The 13,280-nt window shown below is 70.4% G+C and carries 15 protein-coding genes; 13 read left to right on the forward strand and 2 right to left on the reverse strand.

Annotated elements, in window-relative coordinates; genetic code table 11:
* Window positions 1-55: 55 nt before the first annotated feature.
* From rplS to FCL41_RS05590, 4 genes are read left to right on the forward strand one after another with little or no spacing between them, the layout of a single operon-like run.
* Window positions 56-406, forward strand: a complete 351-nt coding sequence (gene rplS, locus FCL41_RS05575) for a 50S ribosomal protein L19 (RefSeq protein ID WP_137066514.1) — start codon at window positions 56-58, stop codon at window positions 404-406.
* Window positions 407-434: 28 nt separating this feature from the next.
* Complete coding sequence (gene lepB / locus FCL41_RS05580) at window positions 435-1,235, forward strand: signal peptidase I (protein WP_137066515.1); 801 nt, start codon at window positions 435-437, stop codon at window positions 1,233-1,235.
* A 4-nt stretch (window positions 1,236-1,239) separates the two neighbouring features.
* A complete protein-coding gene (locus FCL41_RS05585) occupies window positions 1,240-2,001 on the forward strand; it encodes a ribonuclease HII (RefSeq protein ID WP_137066517.1) in 762 nt (253 codons plus the stop codon).
* A 22-nt stretch (window positions 2,002-2,023) separates the two neighbouring features.
* Complete coding sequence (locus FCL41_RS05590) at window positions 2,024-2,332, forward strand: DUF2469 domain-containing protein (protein WP_137066519.1); 309 nt, start codon at window positions 2,024-2,026, stop codon at window positions 2,330-2,332.
* 72 nt (window positions 2,333-2,404) lie between these two features.
* Here FCL41_RS05590 and FCL41_RS05595 read toward each other — a convergent pair whose 3' ends face one another.
* Window positions 2,405-3,706, reverse strand: a complete 1,302-nt coding sequence (locus FCL41_RS05595) for a CE1 family esterase (RefSeq protein WP_170970292.1) — start codon at window positions 3,704-3,706, stop codon at window positions 2,405-2,407.
* Window positions 3,707-3,952: 246 nt separating this feature from the next.
* Here FCL41_RS05595 and FCL41_RS05600 point away from each other — a divergent pair, with 246 nt between their 5' ends.
* The 4 genes from FCL41_RS05600 (at window position 3,953) to FCL41_RS05615 (ending at window position 8,072) form a co-directional block, all read left to right on the forward strand.
* Window positions 3,953-4,309 carry a YraN family protein gene (locus FCL41_RS05600; protein WP_137066523.1) on the forward strand — a complete coding sequence of 119 codons (357 nt, stop codon included), beginning with the start codon at window positions 3,953-3,955 and terminating at the stop codon, window positions 4,307-4,309.
* Window positions 4,309-5,886, forward strand: a complete 1,578-nt coding sequence (locus FCL41_RS05605) for a YifB family Mg chelatase-like AAA ATPase (RefSeq protein ID WP_239021797.1) — start codon at window positions 4,309-4,311, stop codon at window positions 5,884-5,886. The genes FCL41_RS05600 and FCL41_RS05605 overlap by 1 nt, the downstream gene beginning before the upstream one ends.
* A gap of 11 nt (window positions 5,887-5,897) precedes the next feature.
* The gene (gene dprA, locus FCL41_RS05610; protein WP_239021798.1) at window positions 5,898-7,028 is read left to right on the forward strand and encodes a DNA-processing protein DprA; all 1,131 of its coding nucleotides are present in this window, start codon (window positions 5,898-5,900) and stop codon (window positions 7,026-7,028) included.
* Between the two features lie 144 nt (window positions 7,029-7,172).
* Window positions 7,173-8,072 (forward strand): tyrosine recombinase XerC, encoded by a 900-nt coding sequence (locus FCL41_RS05615; RefSeq protein ID WP_137066880.1) that lies wholly within the window; start codon window positions 7,173-7,175, stop codon window positions 8,070-8,072.
* Here the strand turns inward: FCL41_RS05615 and FCL41_RS05620 are convergent.
* A complete protein-coding gene (locus FCL41_RS05620) occupies window positions 8,045-8,722 on the reverse strand; it encodes a M23 family metallopeptidase (protein WP_137066528.1) in 678 nt (225 codons plus the stop codon). The two genes, FCL41_RS05615 and FCL41_RS05620, sit on opposite strands and share 28 nt — an antisense overlap.
* Window positions 8,723-9,088: 366 nt before the next feature.
* On the opposite strand from FCL41_RS05620, the gene rpsB reads away from it, so the two are divergent.
* The 5 genes from rpsB to FCL41_RS05645 all read left to right on the forward strand — a co-directional run bounded on the left by rpsB (window position 9,089) and on the right by FCL41_RS05645 (window position 13,278).
* Entirely contained in the window at window positions 9,089-10,027 is a 939-nt protein-coding gene (gene rpsB / locus FCL41_RS05625; RefSeq protein WP_137066530.1) for a 30S ribosomal protein S2, read from the forward strand.
* A 45-nt stretch (window positions 10,028-10,072) separates the two neighbouring features.
* Window positions 10,073-10,885: a translation elongation factor Ts gene (gene tsf, locus FCL41_RS05630; protein WP_137066532.1), complete on the forward strand. Its 813-nt coding sequence runs from the start codon at window positions 10,073-10,075 to the stop codon at window positions 10,883-10,885.
* 134 nt (window positions 10,886-11,019) lie between these two features.
* On the forward strand, window positions 11,020-11,736 hold the full coding sequence (gene pyrH / locus FCL41_RS05635) for a UMP kinase (protein ID WP_137066534.1): 717 nt from the start codon (window positions 11,020-11,022) through the stop codon (window positions 11,734-11,736).
* Window positions 11,737-11,830: 94 nt separating this feature from the next.
* The gene (gene frr, locus FCL41_RS05640) at window positions 11,831-12,385 is read left to right on the forward strand and encodes a ribosome recycling factor (RefSeq protein ID WP_212723184.1); all 555 of its coding nucleotides are present in this window, start codon (window positions 11,831-11,833) and stop codon (window positions 12,383-12,385) included.
* A gap of 17 nt (window positions 12,386-12,402) precedes the next feature.
* Window positions 12,403-13,278: a phosphatidate cytidylyltransferase gene (locus tag FCL41_RS05645; RefSeq protein ID WP_137066538.1), complete on the forward strand. Its 876-nt coding sequence runs from the start codon at window positions 12,403-12,405 to the stop codon at window positions 13,276-13,278.
* The last annotated feature ends 2 nt before the right edge of the window (window positions 13,279-13,280 follow it).

A 13,280-nucleotide genomic window follows, 5' to 3' on the forward strand; every position in this document is an offset into this window, starting at 1 on the left:
CATCCGGAAGCAACGACTATTCCGCGACGGACCTGTGGCGGTTGCGAGGAGCATCATGACCAACCTGATTGCCGAGATCGGCAACTCGATCAAGCGCGACGACGTCCCGGCCTTCCGTGCCGGTGACACCGTCAAGGTCCACGTGAAGGTCGTCGAGGGCAACCGCTCCCGCGTCCAGGTCTTCCAGGGCGTCGTGATCAAGGTGCAGGGCTCGGGCATCGGCCGTACCTTCACCGTTCGCAAGATCTCCTTCGGCACCGGTGTCGAGCGTACGTTCCCGCTGAACTCCCCGATCTTCGAGAAGATCGAGGTCGTGACCCGTGGTGACGTCCGTCGCGCCAAGCTGTACTACCTGCGCAACCTTCGCGGCAAGAAGGCGAAGATCAAGGAGCGCCGCGAGTTCTGATCCACCACCCAGTGGATAGCATCAGCGCGTGACTTCCGAAGACCGCGACTCCCAGCCCCTCGACGTAGGGAAGGAGTCGCGGTCTTCTGCGTCTCCGGCTCCCTCGCCGGGCGCGGGCAGGAAGCCCCGCAAGCAGCTCCCCCTGTGGCAGGAGACGATCCTGCTGGGCGCCGTCGCCCTCATCCTCGCGATCATCGTCAAGACCTTCTTCGTACAGGCGTTCTACATCCCCTCGGAGTCGATGGAGCCCGGCCTGATCCGCAACGACCGGATCCTGGTGCAGAAGATGTCCTACTGGGGTGGGGAGCCGCAGCGGGGTGACGTCGTGGTCTTCAAGGACCCGGGCGGCTGGCTCGGCGGCGTGGAGGACCCGGCTCAGAGCAGCCTGCTGGTCCGGGCGGCGACGAAGATCGGCCTCTACCCCGCAGGTGGCCATCTGGTGAAGCGCGTCATCGGTGTCGAGGGTGACGTGATCACCTGTTGCGACGACGACGGCAACATCTCGGTCAACGGCGTGCCGCTGGAGGAGTCCGACTACGTCAACGACGACCCCGCGACGGCCTGCAACGGCCCCCGCCCGGGCAACTGCGACTGGAAGGCGGGACCCGTCCCGGAGGGCAAGCTATTCGTGATGGGTGACAACCGCGGACGCTCCGCCGACTCCTCCGAGCACATGTGCCGTGAGAACGAGACCGACTGCGCGCCGGGCTACGAGTTCGTCGACAGCGACCTCGTCGTGGGTCGGGTCTTCGCCCTGATCTGGCCGTTCGACCGGATCCGGCTCGACCACCGCCCTGACTCCTTCGACGCCGTCAAGGACGCCGAGTAGCGCCATGGCCACCGGCTCCACCGTCCCGACCCTCCGCCTGGAGCGCAGCCTCCTGCGCGGTGGCGCGGTGCACCTGGCCTGCGCCGACGAGGTGGGTCGGGGTGCCCTGAGCGGACCCGTCTCGATCGGGATGGTCGTCATCACGCTCCAGACCCGCTCCGCGCCCCAGGGAGTGCGGGACAGCAAGCTCCTCACGCCGGCGGCCCGCGCCGCGCTGGTGCCCAAGGTGCAGCGCTGGGCCACGGCGTACGCGGTCGGGCACGCCGGCGCCGACGAGATCGACGAGCACGGGATCATCGGGGGCTTGCGGCTGGCCGGTCACCGGGCGCTGTCGGCGCTGTCGGTGCGGCCCGACCTCGTGCTGCTCGACGGCAACCACGACTACCTCAGCGTGCCGGAGCAGCTGGCCCTCTTCGGGGGGCACCCGGACCTGCTCGACGACGTGCCGCCGGTGGTCACCGCCGTCAAGGGCGACATGAGGTGCGCGGGGGTCGCGGCTGCCAGCATCCTGGCCAAGACCGAGCGCGACGCCATCATGACGACCCTGGCTGCCCAGCACCCGGAGTACGCGTGGGCCGAGAACAAGGGCTACTCGGCGCCCGAGCACGTCGCCGCCCTGCGCCAGCACGGCCCCACCCCGCTGCACCGCCGTTCGTGGAGCCTGCCGGGCGTCGCCACGCCGGTCGCGGCCGGCGAGATGGGCGAGGTGGGCGCGCCGGACGAAGTGGGGCTCGCCGAGGCTGCCGTCGCACTAGGCTCCTCGTGACCACGTCAGCCAAGGAGTGTCGATGAGCGCCGAGGATCTCGAGAAGTACGAGACCGAGATGGAGCTGACGCTCTACCGCGAGTACCGCGACGTGGTCTCGATCTTCACCTACGTGGTGGAGACCGACCGCCGCTTCTACCTCTGCAACTCCGTCGACCTCAAGGCGCGCACCGAGAACGGTGAGGTCTTCTTCGAGGTGACGATGAGTGACGCCTGGGTCTGGGACATGTACCGACCTGCGCGCTTCGCGAAGAACGTGAAGGTGCTGACGTTCAAGGACGTCAACATCGAGGAGCTGAGCCACCAGGAGATCGACCCGCCGAAGTCCTGATCGCGGAGTCTGTACTCCAGCAAATCCGGACCCGGGCGGGCCGACGCCGGTCATCGCCTCAGGGATGGCTCGTCACAGGCCGGTGTCGCCGCTGATCGGGGTCAGGTCGAGGACGCCGTCGATGGCGATCGGCTCGTCGCGTCCGGTCAGCTCGTACTCGGTGGTGACCCACAGGTCCATCTCCGGCACCGGGATCGGGTAGCCACCGTTCTCGGTGTGCATCGTGACCATGAGCGTGTACGTGCCCGGGAACTGGACGCCCCCGGCGCCGAACTGCGTCCACGAGACCGGGACCTCGTAGGTGACCTCGCCACCGGGGACGGCGTCGCCGGGGGCGAAGGACATCGTCATGAAGGCGAGCGGTGCCGTCGTGGGCGTCACCTCTCCGGGCGCGTAGGCGACCACCGCGCCCTGGACCGGGGTACTGGGCCAGTCCTCCGGGAAGCGCAGCGTGAACGTGGCGGTGGTGTCGGAGTCGACCGCGGCGTTGGCGTTGCCGCCGCCCGTGGGGGCGGCCGACGTCGGGGACGCGTCGGGCAGGGCGGCGAACGCCTCCCAGATCGCCTTGCCGGCGAAGGAGGGCCACTTGTGCCCGTCGCGCCCCACGCCCGTGCCCTCGTTGTGGGTGCACCAGAGCACGGGGTACGGGTGGTCGGCCTCGGCGGTGCGGGAGACGCAGTGCTCGTCCAGACCGGGCTCGCTGACTCCCGCGTCGAGGCCGTTGTACTTGGCCCAGAAGGTGTTGGTGGAGGTCGCCAGCCCGATGGGCACGACCGGGTCGCCGGTGCCCTGGACCTGGATGACGGCCACCGAGCCGGTGCACTCGGTCGACATCAGCACGCCTGCCTGGGGCGCGACGGCCCGCACCCGGTCGCCGAGTTGGCAGCCGATCTCGTGCGACATCCCGGCCCCGCTGGACTGGCCGGTCACCAGGATGCGGTCCGGGTCGAAGGTGACCCGGTCGGGGAGGTGGTCGAGGAGGGCGTCGATGAAGGGCACGTCGCGATCGGTCACCCATTGACGAGTGCCGGCGGAGCTGACGAGCGCGTCCGGGTAGACCAGCACGGCGTCCTCGCCGACCGCGGCCTTGAGGTTGTAGGTGTCGTCCAGCCAGCGTTCGTGGGACCCGCCGGTGCCGTGGAGCGCGAGCACGAGTGGCAGGGCGCTGGCCTCGGGGTCGTAGTCGGACGGCAGGTCGAGCCAGTACGTCCGCTCCTCGTCCGCGACGGTCATGGTGTGCAGACCGTCCTCACGAGGCAACGGTGCGTCGCCTTCCTGGCCACCACCGCTGCAGGCCATCAACGCGGCAACGGGAGCGATCGCCACCACCAGGTGGACACGGTGCAGGAGCGGGGAGCGGGAGCGAAGAACCACGAGGGACCTCTCGATCGACGGCGCTGGTGAGGGGCCGCGCGTCACACCCCAGAGGAGCTGCGTCGGCGTGCGGGGGATGCTGCCACGTGAAGGACCGCGCGCGGACCGTTTCGCGCCACCGCGGCGTCTCCACAGAGGCATCAACTCCCGGATGCTGCACAGCCGTGGAGCTGGCTCGAGGTGTGACCACTCCGCCCCGGTGCACGGTGGGGACCCGGAGAGCCGGGTGGAGCGGAGGAGGATCACGTGGGACACAACAAGGCGCTGGGGGACTACGGGGAGCGGGTGGCCGGACGACACCTGGCGGCTCTGGGCATGCAGGTCCTCGACCGCAACTGGCGGTGTGAGCTCGGGGAGATCGACCTCGTGCTGCGTGAGGGCACGACCCTGGTCGTCTGCGAGGTGAAGACGCGCAGCTCCGACGACTTCGGCACCCCGCACGAAGCCGTCGACGAGGTGAAGGCCAGGCGGCTGCGCCGATTGGCTGCGCGCTGGATCGAGCAGTCCGGGCTCCGGCCCCGTGAGGTGCGCTTCGACCTGGTGGCTGTCCTGAGGCCACGCCGGGGCGCGACGAACATCGAGCACGTGCGGGGGGCCTACTGATGCTGGCATCGGCATGGACCGTCGTCCTCCAGGGCTCCCTCGGCCACCTGGTCGAGGTGCAGGTGGACATCTCACCAGGGGTCGTGGGCGCCACGATCGTGGGGCGCCCTGACGCCTCGCTGCTCGAGGCGCGCGACAGGGTGCGGATGGCGATCACCCACTCCGCGGCTCCTTGGCCCTCGACGCGTCGGGTGACGATCCTGCTGAGCCCGGCCGACCTGCCCAAGCGTGGCACGCACTTCGACCTGGCGATCGCCCTGGGGATCAAGGCGGCCGACGGCACCCTCCCCGAAGGGTGCCTGGCCGAGACCGTCCTGATCGGCGAGCTGACACTGGCGGGCGGGTTGCGCCCCGTCCCCGGCGTCCTGCCGATGGTGATGGCTGGCGCCGCGCGAGGGATGCGTCGGGCCTTCGTCCCCGAACCGCAGGCGCGGGAGGCCGCCATGGTGCCCGGCGTGGAGGTCTACGGCGTCCGCTCGCTGGCGCAGGTCATCGCGCAGCTCTGCGGCGAGGAGGTCCCGGTCGCCGAGGCCGTCCCTGAGTCCGGCGGGACCAGCCTGCTGAGCTGGCGGGGGGAGGACCGCGTCGACGACGTCGACCTGGCCGACCTGGTCGGCATGGCCGATGCGAGATACGCGCTCGAGGTCGCCGCCGCCGGTGGTCACCACCTGATGCTCTCGGGGCCCAAGGGGTCGGGCAAGACGAGCCTCGCCGAGCGGCTGCCCACGATCCTGCCAGACCTCACGCGCGAGGAGGCGCTGGAGCTGACCGCGGTGCTGTCGCTGGCCGGCCAGCCGGGCGTCACGGACCTGGTCGTGCGTCCGCCCTTTCGGGCACCGCACCACGACGTCTCCAAGTCGAGCCTGCTCGGTGGGGGCAACGGCCGGGTCCGGCCGGGTGAGCTCTCCAGGGCCCACTGCGGCGTCCTCTTCCTGGACGAGTTCCCGCTCTTTCGCAGCGACGTCATCGAGGCGCTGCGCCAACCCATGGAGAGTGGCGAGATCCGGGTCTCTCGTGGGGAGGAGTCAGCGGTCTACCCGGCACGGGGCATGGTGGTGCTGGCCTCGAACCCGTGTCCGTGCGGCGACTACCACCCCATCGCGAGGGTCAACAACTGCACCTGCGGCGAGGTGACTCGCCGCGAGTACCGCCGTCGGATGACCGGCCCGATCGCTGACCGCATCGACGTGGTGCGCCACGTGCTCGGCCCGACCCGGGCCGACCGAGGACCCCTCGCGGACCGCGAGCCCAGCTCGGCCGTCCGCACCCGGGTCACCCAGGCGCGGATCCGGCAGGCCGAGCGGTACGCAGGTGAGACATGGCGGCTGAACGGGCAGGTGCCCGGGCACCTGCTGCGTGCCCGCTGGCCCCTGCCGCCCGCGGTGGAGACGAGGTTGGACGACGAGGTGCACAGCGGACGCTTGAGCAGACGTGGAGCCACCCGGGTGCACCGACTGGCCTGGACGGTGGCCGACCTGATGGGCGTGGACGCGCCGGAGGCCGTGGCCTTCGAGACCGCGCTGCGCCTGCGCACCGGAGAACCACTCTCCCTCGCTCCTCTCGGACGGGTCGAGTGAGAGGCGTGGCGGTGACGGAGGAAGAGCGTCTGGCCCGGGTTGCCCTCAACCGTCTGGCTGAGCCCGGCGACGTGCGGATGACGAGGCTGGTGGGCGACCTCGGTGCGACTGTCGTACGCGACCACCTGCTGGCCGAGCACGGGCTCTCGACGCTGCACGACGACGTGGCCGAGCGGCTCCGCACGATCGACCCGGTCCGTGAGCTGGAGGCCGCGTCGAAGGTCGGGATCCGATTCGTCGTGCCGGGTGACGCCGAGTGGCCGACCGGCCTCGACGACCTGACCCTGGCCGGCACGGTGAACGAGCGCGGAGGGGTGCCGATCGGGGTGTGGGTCCGCGGGCCGCGACTGCTTCCTGCGTGGCGCTCCTGCGTCGCCGTGGTCGGGGCGAGGTCAGCGACGACGTACGGCACCCGGGTGGCGGCGGAGCTGGGCGCCGAGCTCGCCTCGACGGGTCGCACCGTGGTCTCGGGGGCGGCCCTGGGCATCGACCTCGCCGCCCACCGCGGGGCACTGGCGGTGGAGGGGCCCACCCTCGCCGTGCTCGCCTGCGGCGTCGACCGGGTCTACCCGGCGGCCAACCGAGGCCTGGTCGAGCACCTGCGCGAGGTCGGGACGCTGGTCTCCGAAGCGCCCTTGGGTGGGGCTCCGATGCGGGTCAGGTTCCTCGCCCGCAACCGGCTGATCGCAGCGTTGTCCGGCGGCACGGTCGTGGTGGAGGCGGCGCTTCGCTCGGGAGCCCTGAGCTCCGCAGCGTGGGCCGAGCGACTGGGTCGCCCTGTCATGGGCGTACCGGGCCCCGTCACCAGCGCACAGTCCCAGGGAGTGCACGAACGGCTCCGCACCGGTGGGGCGCACCTGGTCACGTGCGCCGAGGACGTCGCCGAGCTGCTCGCCGAGGCGGGGGAGGGCCTGCTGGAGGACCGGCGGGAGGCCGCAACGCCCCGCGACCGCCTCACCCTGCGTCAACGGCAGGTGCTCGATGCCGTCGGCGTCTCGACGGCGCGGCGAGCCGACCGGATCGCCGCCGTCGCCGGCGTCGGGCTGCGTGAGGTCCAGTCGGCGCTGGACGCGCTGGAGTCCCGTGGCTGGGTGCGTCAGGACGGCGACGCGTGGGTGCTGGAACGCGCGTCGGTTCCCTGAGGTTGACCAGCTCGCGGCCTAGCATGGCGGCCATGTGCTCCCGTCCGTCCTCCCGTGCGGGCTGGCCCCGTGGGTGACCGGTCCGGGACCCCGTCCTCCGAGGAGGGGGCGGCGCCCGAGGAGCAGGCCCTGCTGCCCGAGGCGATGGCACGGGTGCTGGGGGAGTACGAGCGGCACCTGGTCAACGAGCGGAACCTGTCGCAGCACTCGGTCCGGGCCTACCTGGGCGACGTGGCCGGGATGCTCGAGCACGCGCGGCGCCTGGGCATGGTGTCGGTCGAGGAGATCGACCTGCGCACCCTGCGCAGCTGGCTCGCGCAGCTGCAGAGCCGGGGGAAGTCACGCGCGACGGTGGCGCGCCGGGCCAGTGCCGTGCGGGTCTTCACGACCTGGCTCGCCCGGACGGGGCGAACACCCACTGACGCCGGAGCCCTGCTGCTCTCGCCCAAGCTGGCGAAGACGCTGCCCTCGGTGCTGCGCGTCGAGGAGGCCAGCGACCTCATCGGCGCCGCGACCGCCAGGGCGCAGGACGGGAGCCCGGTCGGCCTGCGCGACGTGGCCATCCTCGAGCTCCTGTACGCGACGGGCGTCCGTGTCGGCGAGCTCGTCGGCCTCGACGTCGACGACGTGGACCGCGAACGACGCGTCGTACGAGTCCTGGGCAAGGGCCGCAAGGAGCGCAGCGTGCCGTTCGGCCTCCCTGCGGCCCGAGCCGTCGAGCAGTGGCTGCGGGAGGGGCGGCCCGCGGTCGCGACGGAGGCGTCGGGCCCCGCCCTCCTGCTCGGTGCTCGTGGTGGGCGGATCGATCCGCGGGTGGTGCGCGACATGGTGCACCGTCGCCTGGCCGAGGTGCCCGGTGCTCCGGACATGGGTCCGCACGGTCTTCGACACACCGCCGCCACGCACCTGCTGGAGGGCGGGGCGGACCTGCGCACCGTCCAGGAGCTGCTCGGTCACTCCTCCCTGTCGACCACTCAGCTCTACACGCACGTGAGCACCGACCGGCTCCGCGCCGCCTACCGCCAGGCCCACCCGCGGGCGTGAGTCGGCCGGGGCAGGAGGCCGAGGGGCGCCAACCCGTTCGCCACCCAGGTCGGCACCGACCAGCCACCGGGAGCGGGCTCCTCCCGCCAGAGCGGCAGCAGGCGTACCGGCCCGCCGCCCACGATCGTCAGCGGGTCGAGGTACTCCTCGCCGCGTCGCCATCCCCAGTGCAGGCAGGCGGCCGGGGCGCAGTGCGACCCCGTCGGGTGCAACCACCCGAGGAGCTCTCCGGCTGCGACCGTGTCACCCTTCGCCACCGCCGCGAGCACCGGCTCGTAGGTGGTGCGGGTCTCCCCGTGCGAGACGACGACGACGCCGCGACCGGCGATCCGACCGACGAAGGCCACCGTGCCCTCCAGCGCGGCCTTCACCTGTTGGGCCGGGGTGCCGGCCAGGTCGACGCCGCGGTGCCCGCGTCCCCAGCGTTCGTCGGGCGGCGTGAAGCCCTGGACCACCCGGGTCTCGCCGTCCAGGGGCCAGACGCCCCGGGGAGTGACGGCAGGACCCTCGATCGCGGCCTCGGCAGGAGCCGCCGGGAGAAGCGACAGGGCGACCGGCAGGAGGAGTGACAGGGCCAGCAGCCTCGTCGCCAGCCTCCTGGCACGAGGTCGTTCGGCGCTGGTGGCGGCGGGGGAGCAGGGGTGCTTCATCGCGCCACCTTCACGCCTGACGATCCTCGCTCGGGAGGCTCGCGGGCGGGGCTGTGGACCGCCGACGTACGACGCTCCCTGTGCACGCCGGAGGGCGTTGCTGCTGATTCGCCGGGGGCCCCGCAGGTGCCGTAGGGTGTCCGGAGCAGTCCTCACGGGCTGACTTCGCACGCCCACGTGCTGCGACGAGGTCGAGTCAGGCTTCGAACCATCGTGGGCGCGGCCCTCAGTTCCTCCTCGGAGGATCGGGTCGCGCGTGGGCGTCAGGGCTTCCGGCACCAGCCGGCGGCGACGAACTGAAAACCCGCGCAGGCCGCTCCGAGAGATCGGGGCGGATCGTCCTGCGTCCGACACAGGAGAATCATCATGGCAGTCGTGACCATGCGCCAGCTGCTCGAGAGCGGCGTCCACTTCGGACACCAGACCCGCCGCTGGAACCCGAAGATGAAGCGCTTCATCCTCACCGAGCGCAACGGCATCTACATCATCGACCTCCAGCAGTCGCTGGGCTACATCGACCGCTCGTACGCCTTCATCAAGGAGACCGTCGCCAAGGGCGGCACCGTGATGTTCGTCGGCACGAAGAAGCAGGCGCAGGAGGCGATCGCCGAGCAGGCGACCCGCGTGGGCATGCCCTACGTCAACCAGCGCTGGCTCGGCGGCATGCTGACCAACTTCCAGACGGTCCACCAGCGGATCAACCGTCTCAAGGAGCTCGACGAGATCAACTTCGACGAGTCCTCCAGCAGCCGCACCAAGAAGGAGCTGCTGCAGATGCGTCGCGAGCGCGACAAGCTCAACAAGTCGCTCGGCGGCATCCGCGAGATGACCCGCACCCCCTCGGCCATCTGGATCGTCGACACCAACAAGGAGCACCTCGCCGTCGAGGAGGCCCGCAAGCTGCGGATCCCGATCATCGGCATCCTGGACTCCAACTGCGACCCCGACCAGGTCGACTTCCCGATCCCGGGCAACGACGACGCGATCCGCGCCGTCGGCCTGCTGACCCGCGTGGTGGCCGACGCCGTGGCCGAGGGCCTCGTCGCCCGCTCCGGCGCCAAGTCGTCCGGTGGCACCGCCGAGCCGCTCGCCGAGTGGGAGCGCGAGATCCTCGCCGGTGACGCCGAGGCTGCTGCGACCGAGGCTCCCGCCGAGGCCGCCGCTGAGGCCCCCGCTGCTGAGGCTGCGACCGAGGCCCCCGCCGCTGAGGCTGCGACCGAGGCTCCCGCCGAGGCTGCTGCTGAGACCGAGGCGCCCGCCGCCGAGGCCGCCGCGGACGAGGCCCCCGCCGCCGAGACCAACTGACCTCCGTCAGTCTCAGCGAACCGACTACTTCGAGGAAGAGGATTCATGTCCAACTTCACCGCTGCCGACGTCAAGAAGCTCCGTGAGCTCACCAGCGCCGGCATGATGGACTGCAAGAAGGCGCTCACGGAGACGGACGGCGACTTCGACAAGGCCGTCGACCTGCTCCGCGTCAAGGGCACCGCCAAGGCTGCCGCCCGTGCCGCCGAGCGTGAGGCCTCCTCCGGCCTGGTCGTCACCTCCGGTGGCGCCCTGGTCGAGCTGAAGTCGGAGACCGACTTCGTCGCCAAGAACGCCGACTTCATCGCCACCGCCGAGAAGATCGCCGCGGCGGCCGACGCCAACAAGACCACCGACGCCGAGGCCCTCAAGGCCGTCGAGCTCGACGGCAAGACCGTCGGCGAGATCGTCGAGGGTCTGGCCGTCACCATCGGTGAGAAGATCGAGCTGGGCCAGGTCGCCTACTTCGACGGCAACACGGTCACCTACATGCACAAGCGTGCCGCTGACCTCCCCGCCGCCGTCGGCGTCCTCGTCGAGTACGAGGGTGACGAGGCTGCCGCCAAGGCTGCTGCCATGCAGGTGGCCGCCATGAAGGCGCAGTTCCTGACTCGCGACGAGGTCGACGCCGACGTCGTCGCCCGCGAGAAGGACGTCCTGACGGCCAAGACGCTGGAGGAGGGCAAGCCGGAGGCTGCCGTCGCCAAGATCGTCGAGGGTCGTCTGGGTGCCTTCTTCAAGGAGATCGTCCTGCTCGAGCAGGAGTCGATCGTCGAGTCGAAGAAGTCGGTCAAGCAGGTCCTGGACGCTGCCGGCACCACCGTGAAGCGCTTCGTCCGCTTCGAGGTCGGCGCCTGAGAACCTGACAGGTTCTGATCAAGCACCATCATTCGAGGAGGCCGGTTCGGTGGATCACACGATGACCATCGAGCCGGCCTTTCTCGCACCCGCACCACGCCTGCACGCCCAGCTGTTGTTCGAAAGGATCTGACGTGACCGCTTACACCCGCGTCCTGCTCAAGCTCTCCGGCGAGGTCTTCGGAGGCGGGAGCGTCGGCGTCGACCCCGACGTCGTCTCCAAGGTGGCCCGTCAGATCGCCGAGGTCGTCCGCGCCGGCGTGAACGTCAGCATCGTCGTCGGCGGTGGCAACTTCTTCCGCGGCGCCGAGATGCAGCAGCGGGGGATGGACCGGGCACGCGCCGACTACATGGGCATGCTCGGCACGGTCATGAACTGCCTCGCCCTCCAGGACTTCCTGGAGAAGGAGGGCATCGAGACCCGCGTGCAGACCGCCATCACCATGGGCCAGGTCGCCGAGCCCTACATCCCGCGCAAGGCGATCCGTCACATGGAGAAGGGCCGCGTCGTGATCTTCGGCGCCGGCGCCGGCATGCCGTTCTTCTCCACTGACACCGTCGCGGCCCAGCGTGCGCTCGAGACCCGCTCCGAGGTCGTGCTGATGGCGAAGCAGGGCGTCGACGGCGTCTACACCGCCGACCCGGCGAAGGACCCCACCGCCACCAAGCTCGACACCCTGACCTTCCAGGAGGCCCTGACCCGAGGCCTCAAGGTGGCCGACGCCACCGCCTTCGCGCTGTGCATGGAGAACGACATGCCCCTCATCGTCTTCGGCATGGAGGACGAGGGTGCGATCCTGCGGATCGTGCAGGGTGAGAAGATCGGGACGTTGGTCAGCTCGCACGGCTGACCGACCCGCGTACTCCGCCGCACTGCGGCGCCGCACCACCAGCAGGACACTGGCACCAACCCAGAGCATTCACGAACGAGAGAAGGCAGCCGTGATCAACGACATCCTCCGCGAAGCCGGTCAGAAGATGGACAAGTCGGTCGAGTCGACCCGTGAGGATTTCACCACCATCCGCGCCGGGCGCATCAGCCCGACGGTCTTCAACAAGATCGTGGTGGAGTACTACGGCACGCCGACCCCGCTCCAGCAGCTGGCGACCTTCACCTCGCAGGACGCTCGCACGATCCTGATCCAGCCCTTCGACCAGAGCGCGGTCGACAGCGTCGAGCGGGCCGTGCGTGACTCCGACCTGGGCGTGAACCCCTCGAGCGACGGTCGCGTGCTGCGGTGCGTCTTCCCCGAGCTCACCGAGGAGCGCCGCAAGGAGTACATCAAGCTCGCCCGCGGCAAGTCCGAGGACGGCCGCGTCTCGGTGCGCAACGTACGCCGCCAGGCCAAGCAGGCCCTCGAGAAGCTCGAGAAGGACGGCGAGGTCGGCAAGGACGACGTCACCGGTGCCGAGAAGAAGCTCGACGCCATGACCAAGGACCACACTGACGCCATCGACGAGATGCTGAAGAAGAAGGAAGCAGAGCTGCTCGAAGTCTGAGCAGCCAGCACACAGAGATGACGACCCCCTCACTCCCGGCGCCGGCGCCCAAGAAGGACCACGGCCGTGCCGGCCGCAACCTGCCCGCAGCCATCACGTCAGCGGTGGTGCTCCTGTCGGTGATCGCTGCGGCCCTGTACTTCTGGAAGACCGCGTTCATCGCGGTGGTCGCCGTCGCGGTGGTCATCGGCATCTGGGAGCTCGGACGTGGCCTGCGGGCCAAGGAGATCGACGTCCCCGAGCAGCCGCTGATGATCGGCGCCGTGGTGATGGTGGTCGTCGCCTACTTCTCCGGACCGGCGGCGCTGGTCACCGCCACGGCGGTGACCGCGCTGGTGACCATGCTCTGGTTGCTGCGCCGGGGGGTGGACGGTTTCGTCAAGAACGCGACCGCCTCCGTCTTCGTGCTCGTCTACCTGCCCTTCCTGGCCTCCTTCGTCAGCCTGATGCTCCGTGAGGGCGGGGCGACCGGGTTCGAGCGCCTCGACGACGGCGTACGCGGCATCGTCGTCTTCGTGCTGGTCACCGTCGCCTCCGACACCGGGGGCTACGTCGCAGGTGTGCTCTTCGGCAAGCACCCGATGGCTCCGGTCATCTCGCCCAAGAAGTCCTGGGAGGGCTTCGCCGGCTCGGCAGTCGCGTGCATCGCGGCTGGCTGGTTCCTGGTCACCACCCTGCTCGACGCCGAGCCCTGGGTGGGCGTGCTGCTCGGCATGATCGTCGTGGTGATGGCCACCCTGGGCGACCTCGTCGAGTCGGTCATCAAGCGCGACCTGGGCGTCAAGGACATGTCCCACGTGATCCCCGGCCACGGGGGCATCATGGACCGCCTCGACTCGCTGCTCGCCACCATCGCCCCGGTCTGGCTGCTGCTGCACTACCTCGCCTTCTGAGG

It is taken from the genome of Nocardioides jishulii (assembly GCF_006007965.1).
Lineage (GTDB): Bacteria > Actinomycetota > Actinomycetes > Propionibacteriales > Nocardioidaceae > Nocardioides > Nocardioides jishulii.